The 10,308-nt window shown below is 42.4% G+C and carries 11 protein-coding genes; 8 read left to right on the plus strand and 3 right to left on the minus strand.

Translation table 11 applies throughout. The annotated features are described in order from the left end of the window. Positions 1 to 197: 197 nt before the first annotated feature. On the plus strand, positions 198 to 1,028 hold the full coding sequence (locus DI53_RS09145; RefSeq protein WP_037497994.1) for a UDP-2,3-diacylglucosamine diphosphatase: 831 nt from the start codon (positions 198 to 200) through the stop codon (positions 1,026 to 1,028). On the opposite strand, the gene DI53_RS09150 is transcribed toward DI53_RS09145, so the two are convergent. Continuing rightward, entirely contained in the window at positions 1,025 to 1,546 is a 522-nt protein-coding gene (locus DI53_RS09150; RefSeq protein WP_037497998.1) for an NADPH-dependent FMN reductase, read from the minus strand. The genes DI53_RS09145 and DI53_RS09150 overlap by 4 nt on opposite strands. Positions 1,547 to 1,764: 218 nt before the next feature. Between DI53_RS09150 and DI53_RS09155 the strand changes: the two genes are divergently transcribed. From DI53_RS09155 to lepB (DI53_RS09180), 6 genes are all read left to right on the plus strand, one after another. Beyond that, entirely contained in the window at positions 1,765 to 2,562 is a 798-nt protein-coding gene (locus tag DI53_RS09155; protein ID WP_037498002.1) for a ParA family protein, read from the plus strand. A 3-nt stretch (positions 2,563 to 2,565) separates the two neighbouring features. Further along, entirely contained in the window at positions 2,566 to 3,483 is a 918-nt protein-coding gene (locus DI53_RS09160; RefSeq protein ID WP_037498005.1) for a ParB/RepB/Spo0J family partition protein, read from the plus strand. Next, the gene (locus DI53_RS09165; RefSeq protein WP_052072261.1) at positions 3,483 to 4,226 is read left to right on the plus strand and encodes a DUF5683 domain-containing protein; all 744 of its coding nucleotides are present in this window, start codon (positions 3,483 to 3,485) and stop codon (positions 4,224 to 4,226) included. The genes DI53_RS09160 and DI53_RS09165 overlap by 1 nt, the downstream gene beginning before the upstream one ends. A gap of 149 nt (positions 4,227 to 4,375) precedes the next feature. After that, the gene (dapB, locus tag DI53_RS09170) at positions 4,376 to 5,113 is read left to right on the plus strand and encodes a 4-hydroxy-tetrahydrodipicolinate reductase (RefSeq protein ID WP_037498009.1); all 738 of its coding nucleotides are present in this window, start codon (positions 4,376 to 4,378) and stop codon (positions 5,111 to 5,113) included. A gap of 140 nt (positions 5,114 to 5,253) precedes the next feature. Further along, complete coding sequence (gene lepB, locus DI53_RS09175; RefSeq protein ID WP_037498011.1) at positions 5,254 to 6,756, plus strand: signal peptidase I; 1,503 nt, start codon at positions 5,254 to 5,256, stop codon at positions 6,754 to 6,756. A gap of 167 nt (positions 6,757 to 6,923) precedes the next feature. Further along, the gene (gene lepB, locus DI53_RS09180) at positions 6,924 to 8,348 is read left to right on the plus strand and encodes a signal peptidase I (protein WP_037498014.1); all 1,425 of its coding nucleotides are present in this window, start codon (positions 6,924 to 6,926) and stop codon (positions 8,346 to 8,348) included. A gap of 149 nt (positions 8,349 to 8,497) precedes the next feature. Here the strand turns inward: lepB (DI53_RS09180) and DI53_RS09185 are convergent, their stop codons facing one another. Further along, a complete protein-coding gene (locus DI53_RS09185) occupies positions 8,498 to 9,217 on the minus strand; it encodes a pyridoxine 5'-phosphate synthase (RefSeq protein WP_037498016.1) in 720 nt (239 codons plus the stop codon). 128 nt (positions 9,218 to 9,345) lie between these two features. Between DI53_RS09185 and cdaA the strand changes: the two genes are divergently transcribed. Further along, positions 9,346 to 10,140: a diadenylate cyclase CdaA gene (cdaA, locus tag DI53_RS09190; protein ID WP_037498018.1), complete on the plus strand. Its 795-nt coding sequence runs from the start codon at positions 9,346 to 9,348 to the stop codon at positions 10,138 to 10,140. Here the strand turns inward: cdaA and DI53_RS20545 are convergent. After that, positions 10,097 to 10,308 (minus strand): hypothetical protein (locus DI53_RS20545; RefSeq protein WP_206538016.1); only part of this gene is annotated, 212 nt, incomplete at its 5' end. The two genes, cdaA and DI53_RS20545, sit on opposite strands and share 44 nt — an antisense overlap.

A 10,308-nucleotide genomic window follows, 5' to 3' on the forward strand; every position in this document is an offset into this window, starting at 1 on the left:
TCTTTTGCCCTTCAAAAGTATTTGCCTTGCCGCGGCATGCGGCGGAAGGGTTTGAGCGAGGGACAAACTGTTTTATAAACAGCAATCTGAACTTGCTGCGGCATGCGATATCACCTTAATAATCATAAACTTGACAATTATTTAATCTGTAGACAATCCTATATTAATATTAAAGAGGTTACTTTGAAAAAACGAATATGAAGCGAGAAGTTGAATTAGTCGTTATCTCCGATGTACATCTCGGAACCTATGGATGTCGCTCCGAAGAGCTATTAAGCTACCTGTCATCCATTAATCCCCGCAAACTTATACTCAATGGTGATATCATCGATATTTGGCAGTTCAGGAAAAGCTATTTCCCGGAATCTCACCTCAGGGTGCTTAAATATATTTTAGACCTTGCTTATCAAGGTTGTGAAGTAACCTATATCACCGGCAACCATGATGAAATGTTGCGTAAATTTGGGAAGATGCAATTTGGTCACATCACATTAACCAATAGGCTACTAATCGATCTCGACGGTAAGAAAAATTGGATTTTTCATGGTGATGTATTTGATGCGTCCATACAACATACCAAATGGTTAGCGAAGCTGGGCGGCTGGGGTTACGATCGATTGATTCAACTCAATAACGTTGTAAACTGGGCTTTAACGAAGCTCGGTCGGGAGAAATATTCCCTTTCCAAGCAGATCAAAAATTCGGTAAAAAAAGCCATAAAATTTATTTCAGATTTTGAAGATACTGCATCTCACCTTGCTATTGAAAATAAATATGATTACGTTATTTGCGGACACATTCATCAGCCTCAAATACGCAAAGTAGAAACAAAAAAGGGTAGCTGCATATATATGAATTCTGGCGATTGGATCGAAAATCTAACGGCCTTGGAATACGACAATGGCGCCTGGGAAATGTTTAGTTACGAAGAGAAAAAAGCGGCACTGATACAGTATCCTGCGGAGTCTATGAAGTTTAGAAATAATCTCGACGAACTACTTGAAAATATCATAAAAGGAACAATCTAAAAGCGAATAATTTCCTCGATTTGCTCGTGTACAAAATTGCGCGTTAGTTCTTCCTTGAGTTGCCCATCAGGGCTCAATTCATCCTGAATTTTCGACAGATGAATCTTCAGTGGCAGGACGTGCATCCGCAAATAATTGCATACGCCGGTAAAGTGATCTACGCCACGGATGTTGCCATATTTGCCAGAAGAGAGGCCCACCAAGGCCGTTTTTTTGTGATAAAAAGACGCGGGAAAGGCGCATGCATCAATAAAAACCTTCAATACACCCGGGAAGCTACCATTGTATTCGGGGATGATAAAAATAAACTTTTGCGCTGCAGACACGGCTGCTTGTATTGGCTCGAACAACTTACTGCGTTTACCATAGAGGTCTGTTGCATTGATTTCGGGAGGCAAGTCTGTTAACGATAAGATATCCCATGATTCTCCCTTGCGCAATAATTCTTGCTGGTAGTACTGTGCGATTTTTAACGAGTTGCTACGCTCTCTGTTTGTTCCTGATATGATTAAATTCATGCAAATGGTTCTGTGACAAAAAGCGCCGAAATCTTTATCCGGTCATAATGCTATTTTTCGTATCTTAGCACCCTTAGCCGCTGGTTAAGAGCTTTTGCCAAAAATACTAATTTTAACATCATTTAAGCATTTCCTTCACAAAGGGATTGTAAATTTGCGGTACTTTTAGGCAACATCTCTATCATCGGCATTTAGGTTTTAGAAAGGATTTCATTCTCATGGGAAAAATAATAGCAATTGCTAATCAAAAAGGTGGCGTAGGAAAAACAACAACTTCGATTAATTTGGCGGCAAGTTTAGCTGTTCTCGAACATAAGACGTTGTTGGTGGATGCTGATCCGCAAGCAAATTCGACCTCAGGGATAGGTTTCGATCCGCGTGGAATAAAAGCCAGTGTCTACGAATGTCTGGTGAACGATCTTGATCCGCGTGATGCGATTCAGCATACCGATACGCCTAATTTGGATTTGCTACCGGCACACATCGACTTGGTGGGCGCAGAAATAGAGATGATCAATATGCACGAGCGAGAATTTAAAATGTTAAAAATGCTCGAGGTGATTAAAGATGACTACGATTTCATTATCGTAGATTGCTCTCCCTCGCTCGGCCTTATCACGATCAATGCATTAACGGCTTCAAATTCCGTTATCATTCCCGTTCAATGTGAATATTTTGCACTTGAGGGCCTCGGAAAATTGTTGAACACGATCAAAATAGTGCAAACCCGCTTAAATACAAATTTAGAAATCGAAGGTATTTTATTGACGATGTATGACGTTCGTTTGCGCTTGTCAAACCAAGTGGTCGATGAGGTGCGTACCCATTTTAGCGAGCTTGTTTTCGATACGATTATTCAGCGTAATACACGGTTGAGTGAGGCGCCGAGCTTCGGTATTTCTGTTATTATGCACGATGCTTCGTGTAAAGGAGCGGTGAACTACCTAAACCTTGCGCGGGAGATCTTACAGAAAAATGGATTAGTTTTAAAAGATACGCAAACAGCGACAGTATAAAGTATGGCATTACAGAGAAAAACAGGTTTAGGGAAGGGGCTAGGTGCTTTGCTACAAAGCGAAGATGTGCAGATGCCTCAAAGCTCAGCAGGAAATAATGCTGTCGCTAAGGAAGGCTCGAACGCCACTGCGGGCAGTATCAATTTTATAAAGATTGAAGATATCGCTGTCAATCCTTTCCAGCCGCGTACAGATTTTGATGAACAGGCATTACGGGAGCTTGCTGATTCGATTGAGGTTCAGGGCCTGATCCAGCCGATCACGGTTCGTCAATTAAATAGAAATGAATATCAGCTTATCAGCGGTGAACGCCGTTTGCGCGCTTCTAAGCTTGCTGGAATAAATGAAATACCGGCCTACGTACGTACAGCCAATGACCAGCAAATGCTGGAAATGGCTCTGATTGAGAATATTCAACGGGAAAACTTGAATGCTATCGAGGTGGCCTTAAGTTTTCAGCGTATGATCGAGGAGTGTAACCTGAAACAAGAGCAGCTAGGTGAGCGTGTGAGTAAAAATCGTTCTACCGTAACAAACTACTTGCGTCTGCTCAAGTTGCCACCAGCCATTCAGGCAGGTATTCGTGATGGTGATATTTCCATGGGGCATGCCCGTGCGTTGATTAACGTAGGCGAGGTGGAAAAGCAGCTTTTCGTATTTCAGGAAATCATTGAAAAAGGATTGTCTGTCCGTATGACGGAAATTTTGGTGCGGAATATACAACAACAAACGAAGCCGCAAAAGGCACCGGTCGGCAAGCAACTCGATTTTCAATACCAAAAAATTGAGGACGATTTAGCTTCTCGGTTTTCTACACGCGTACGTTTAAACCTGAAAAACAGCAAAGGTAAGGGCGCTATCGAAATTCCATTCGACAGCGAAGACGATTTAAGCCGGATTCTCGAATTATTGGAGTGGTAATGCGATATATTATTGTAGCGCTTTTTTTATTTAGTATCTCCGCTAGCCTCTATGCGCAGCAGCAAGATTCTACGAAGAATGGCTCCCTGAAAGAAAAATTACAGGTAGCAGATTCTATTGCTTCAGCACAAGATACCGTAAAGAAGGAAGAGACGAGGAAGGAGCGCAAAGAGCGAGAGCGCGCGGAAAAAGAGCGAGACAAATATTACTACAAAGGCATTAAGAAAGATTCGGCACGTTTGGAAATCGAACATGTGTCGCGGGTAGCCTGGAAGCGCTCTTTGATGCTACCGGGATGGGGGCAATATACCAACAAAGGCCTGTGGTGGGTGAAAGTTCCTATTATCTACGGTGGCTTGGTAACAGGTTATTTGGTATTCGATTATTGGCAGTGGTATTACAAGAAATTTCTGGATGAATTGGCTTATAGAGTGGAGACAAATGGCCAAGGTGATGCCGGAGATCCAGATCTACAGTTTTATCAAACGCAGGGGCTTGTTACGCAGAAAGATTACGGGCGCAGAAACCGAGATCTTACGATCTTGATCACCGTAGGCTTTTGGGGACTTAACGCTATAGAAGCATACGTAGATTCGATGCTTAAAAATCGTTGGAACATCGGCCCGGATATGACCATGAAAATTGGACCGACATTAATGCCATCCTACGGTATGGCGGGTAATCGCGTATTAGGCGGTTACGGCGTTACCCCGGGTATCAAGCTAACAATGAACATTAATTAGTAAACCCTTCGTGTTGTCTGCCCTGTTTTTTTAAACAGTATATCCTGCCATGAATTATGTATATTCACAGGTTGAAAACAATAGTTAACATATAAGCTGCGTTGTACATATCGAAAGAACGAGCTGAAACGCATCAAAACAATAAATAGATGAAAATAATACTTTTAGGTTATGGAAAAATGGGGCAGCAGATTGAAAAATTTGCGCTGAAAAGGGGCCATGAAATCCAACTAATTGTGGATAAGGACAATCGGGAATCCATCACGGCAGCTTTGCTGAGTGGGGCCGATGTAGCGATTGATTTTAGTGAACCGGCTGCAGCCATAAATAACATTAGTCTTTGTTTTGAAGCAAATCTGCCAATCGTAGTCGGTACAACGGGTTGGTACGAACATATAGAAGAAATCAAAGCCGTTTGCCTGGATGCCGACCAGTCGTTACTTTATGGGTCTAATTTTAGCATAGGTGTGAATGTGTTCTTCCATGTAAATCGGTTGTTAGCGAAAGCGATGAGCCCATATAAACAATATGACGTACAAGTGGAGGAAATACATCATATCCATAAATTGGATTCACCTAGTGGAACGGCCATTACTATTGCCGAAGGAATATTGGATGGTGTGGAAGAGAAAACAAAATGGATCAATAATCTTGTAGGAGAGAATGAGGAGCTGATTCCTAAAGCAGATGAATTATTGATTGAAAGCCATCGGATCGAAGAAGTGCCCGGCACACATACGGTTCTGTATAGTTCCGAAGTAGATCAGATCGAATTTAAACATACAGCGCATAGCCGTGCGGGCTTCGCTTTGGGCGCGGTAATTGCCGCGGAGTGGTTGCAGGGAAGGAAGGGCTTTTATCAAGTAACAGAAATGTTCGAGTTTTAGTATAAGTCCAGAAGTTAATAAAGACATTTTATAGCCAATAAACCTTTGCTTTTTAATTTTGGCTTTTAACTTTTTACTTTTTACTTTTAACTTTTTAATTTTTACTTTTGATTTTTAATTTTGACTTTTAACTTTTTAAAATGTGGTATATCATCTTTATAGTCTTTACGCTATCCGCGCTATACGGATTGTGGTTACTGTATAAGAAAGCAGGCAAACAAGGCTGGGAATCGATCATTCCCTTCTACCGGGAATATGTGATGGCTCAGCTTACGGCAAGACCAACATGGTGGGTGTTTCTATTGCTTGTGCCCATAGTCAATATCTTTATCTTTTATGGGCTATATTTAGATTTGTTGAAAAGCTTCGGCAAACGTAGATTTTGGGAGACGGCGGTAGCTATTTTGTTGCCGTTTATTTTTCTGCCTATATGGGGTCGTGACCCTTCAGTCAAATATTTGGGGCCTTCCAATACCGAAGATTTTCATAAGAAGTATCCGTACAAGAAGACGGTCGCGCGTGAATGGGCCGACGCGATAATTTTTGCTACGGTAGCTGCAACCTTAATCCGAGGCTTTCTTTTAGAAGCCTATATGATTCCCACCGGATCCATGGAGCGCAGTTTGCTGATCGGTGATTTCCTTTTTGTAAGCAAACTTAATTACGGCCCTAGGGTGCCCATGACGCCCATCGCCTTCCCATTTGCCCACCACACAATGCCAGTAACTGGCGGCAAAGCATATTCCGAACTTATCCAACTACCTTATAAAAGATTACCTGGATTTCAAAAGATTGAACGGAACGATGTTGTTGTTTTCAATTTCCCGGCAGGTGATACCGTTGTACTTGAACATCAAGAGCAAACCTATGCTGATATGGTACGCTATATGGGAAAAGACGTGGTGCATAATCAGTTTACGATAGTTACGAGGCCTATTGATAAACGTGAAAATTATATAAAGCGCTGTGTGGGCTTGCCCGGTGATGTCATTTCCATGGAGAATGCGCAACTGATTGTAAACGGTAAGGCCGGATTTGTGCCAGCAGAAATGCAGATGGATTATATCGTATCTACAGACGAATCAGGGTTGAATCCGCAACGAATGAAAGACCTTCGGTTAGAATATTATCCGCAGGAAGATCCAAGCACGTTTAGGGTTTTCATGACTGCGGAAGAAGCGCAGGTAGTCAAAAGCTGGGGAAATGTGAAAGCTGTACAGATGGCTGTGCTTGACAAATCGCAAGCTATAGGCGATACTTACCCCCATGAAAAGCATTATAAATGGAATTTCGATAACTTCGGTCCCATCACCATTCCGGCTAAAGGCTGGACTGTCGCACTTGACTCGCTATCAGCACCGATGTATGCCCGCGCGATACGGGATTACGAAGGCAACAACTTTGAACATAAGACCGATGGGTACTATGTAAATGGAACGAAAGCTACCCACTATACTTTTAAGCAGAATTATTACTGGATGATGGGTGACAATCGCCATAATTCGTTAGATTCCAGAGCGTGGGGATTTGTTCCTGAAGACCATATCGTCGGTAAAGCCCTGTTCACATGGATGAGTTACGATAAAGATGGAAGCTTTTTATCAAGCATCCGTTGGAGCAGAATATTTAAAGGAATTAAGTAGTAGTAGATCGTAGTTAGTACTCAGAATCTTGATTTAGAAGTTTTAACACCCAACTTTTAAATCATCACTTCTAACTTTTGAAGTTAAGATTTTGACTTCTAACTTCTGACTTTTAAATTTTTACTTTTCACTTTTGAATTATTACTTTTCACTTTTCACTTTTCAAAATGTGGTATAGCATTATTGCGATTTGGACGATAGCCAGCATTTACGGATTGTGGCTTTTATTTAAGAAAGCCGGACGCGAGGGCTGGGAAGCTGCTGTTCCATTCTACAGGGAATTTGTTATGGCTAAGCTAACGGGCAGGCCAACGTGGTGGATAGCACTATTGCTTGTTCCCATTGTCAATATTTTTATTTTCTACGCACTTTACCTTGATCTTTTAAGAAGCTTCGGCAAGCGTCGATTTTGGGAGACCGTCGTTGCCGTTTTATTGCCCTTTATTTTCTTGCCCTTATGGGGACATGATGCTGAAGTGAAATACCTGGGGGTGGCAAACAGTGATGCTTTTCGAAGTAAATACCCTTATACAAAGTCCGTGCTACGGGAGTGGGCAGACGCTATTGTATTTGCAACCGTTGCTGCTACATTGATCCGCGGCTTTTTGTTAGAGGCATATATGATTCCGACCGGCTCTATGGAGCGAAGGCTCCTTATTGGCGACTTCCTTTTTGTGAGCAAGCTTAATTATGGCCCAAGGGTGCCCATAACGCCGCTCGCCTTCCCCTTTGCGCATCACACCATGCCCATAACAGGCGGCAAAGCATATTCTGAATGGATTCAGCTTCCTTACAAAAGGCTGCCGGGGTTTCAAGAATTGAAGAGAAATGATGTGGTGGTATTTAATCTCCCTACAGAGGCAGATCCGCCCTATAGTCGCCCTGTCGATAAAAGGGAGAACTATATCAAACGGGCTGTAGGCGTCCCTGGCGATAAGGTGGAAATGCGGAAAGGTGAGCTCCTTGTCAATGGGAAGGATAGTTACGATTCCAATGATCTGCAACGAGCCTATTTAATCTATACGGATGGTTCTGGACTGAATTTACAACAATTGGTAGATAAGAGAATTGATTATGCAAAAGACCCTGCCGATGGTCTTCCATTTGCAGAACCGTATCTCTTGTATGTCACCGGAGAGGAAATAGCTGACATTGCCACATGGTCAAATGTCAAAGAGATATTACCCTACGATAACAGCGGATCTGCATTTCCTCACAGCCCTAGTGAAAAATGGGATTACCATAACTTCGGCCCTATTATCATTCCTAAAAAGGGTGATGTCGTTCAGCTTACTTCTCAAAACCTGCCATTATACGATCGCATTATTCGGGTTTATGAAGCCAATAGCCTAGAAAATCGTGCGGATGGTATATATGTAAACAACCTAAAGACGGACAGTTACGAGATTAAGATGAATTACTATTGGATGATGGGCGACAATAGGGATAACTCTGCCGACTCTCGGGAGTTTGGTTTTGTTCCGGAAGATCACATCGTTGGTAAAGCTCTTTTTACGTGGATGAGTTATGACGTGGATGGAACCTTCCTCACAAAAATACGCTGGAATAGGATCTTTAAAGGGATTAAGTAATAAATAGTATTTAGTACTTAGATAATAGATTTTAGTAGTTAGATTATTGGGGTTTTACCTTTGTATCCTAACTTCCATTTTTTTGAATCTATACTTTTTCCGACTTATTACTTTTGACTTTTGACTTTTTAATTTTGACTTTGAAATTACTACGCCTTCAGCGCTGCGAGGTAACGTTTTATAGTTTCTTCCAAGCCTAAGTAAAGCGCATCCGCGATTAATGCATGACCAATGCTTACTTCGAGCAGCCCCGGTATATGCTCATTAAAATATTTTAGGTTATTAAGATCCAGGTCGTGGCCCGCATTTAATCCCAATCCAACTTCCTGTGCCTTCTTTGCCGCTTTGTAGTAGGGCTCAATAGCCTTCTCGCTGTCAAAGCCAAATTCCGCGGCGTAGGCCTCAGTATACAATTCAATGCGGTCTGTTCCTGTTTCCGCCGCAGCCTCGACCATATCTTCGTCAGGATCAACAAAGATGGACACGCGGATTCCTTGATCCTTAAATAGCTTTACCATGTCCTGCAAATAGACCCGATGCTTCACCGTATCCCAACCATGATTGGAAGTGATTTGATTTAGTGCGTCCGGTACCAATGTAACTTGTGTCGGTTTATTTGCTAAGACGAGATCGATAAATTTCTGTTCCTCACAGTTTCCTTCAATATTAAATTCCGTGCTTATTTCAGCCTTCAGGTCGTAAACATCTTGGTAGCGAATGTGCCTCTCATCAGGTCTGGGATGTACGGTGATGCCTTCCGCGCCGAAACGCTCGCAGGCCAATGCTGCCGAAAGTACGTTCGGTACATTTCCACCTCGGGAATTCCGCAGCGTTGCAATTTTATTGATGTTTACAGATAGCTTTGTCATGGTTTACGTCACTTGTTACGCTACAAACATAGATAAATTTGAGGGGATATAAAACTAAATTAAGCGCTTACAAAACACCGTCGAAAAGCAAGGAAAATCGCTAATTTTTTTTAAATTGCAACGTATACATGGAAAATTTCGACCTTAATATATTCAGTGGCTTTCGCCTGCTAGACGTCATCGATATCTTTTTAGTGGCTATCATTATGTATTATGTTTATAGCCTGATTAAAGGAACCATTGCTGTCAATATTCTGCTGGGCATTGCTTTGTTTTACGGGATATACCTGGTGGTAAAGCAAATGGAAATGCGTTTGTTAACGGAGATATTTGGTGGTTTCATATCTGTCGGGTCAATCGCACTGATTGTCGTTTTCCAGCAGGAAATCCGTCGATTTTTAATCCATATCGGTAAAAATATCTCGCTGCGGCGGAAAAAGTTCTTTTGGTCTTTTTTGGGGACGAAGAAGGCGTCGCAAGTCGATAATAGTGAACGCTTGAAACCGATTATTGATGCATGCCGAAGCATGTCAAAATCCCGCACCGGCGCGCTTTTGGTTTTCTCGCGGTATTTTGATGAAGAATATTATCAATCCAGCGGCGAGTATATAGATGCCCCTGTATCCAAGCGCTTGCTGGAAAGCATTTTTTTTAAGAACAGTCCGCTTCATGATGGCGCCGTGGTCATCGTCGATTTTCGTATTATGACGGCAAGCAGCGTGCTCCCCATATCCGATAGCGAAGACCTGCCTCCGCAATTTGGGCTACGCCACCGCGCTGCCATTGGGGTCACCGAAGTTTCGGAAGCTATCGCTGTCATCGTGTCGGAAGAAACAGGTGAAATTTCAATGGCTAAAGATGGCAACGTAAATATGAACCTCAGTCCCGAAGAACTGGATAAGTTGCTGCGCGAAGAGTTGTAGTTCTTTTTAAAATTGGATTGTCCATCCCATATCCCTTTCGCCGCATGCCGCGGCAAGGCAAATACTTTTGTAAGGTAGTATGGTCTTTTAAACGGATTGTCCACCCCACATCCCTTCCGTCCTTAGCCAGGACATGGCGTTCCTTTTGTAGGGCAAAAGGAACCAAAA

This window comes from Sphingobacterium deserti, assembly GCF_000757725.1.
Lineage (GTDB): Bacteria > Bacteroidota > Bacteroidia > Sphingobacteriales > Sphingobacteriaceae > Sphingobacterium > Sphingobacterium deserti.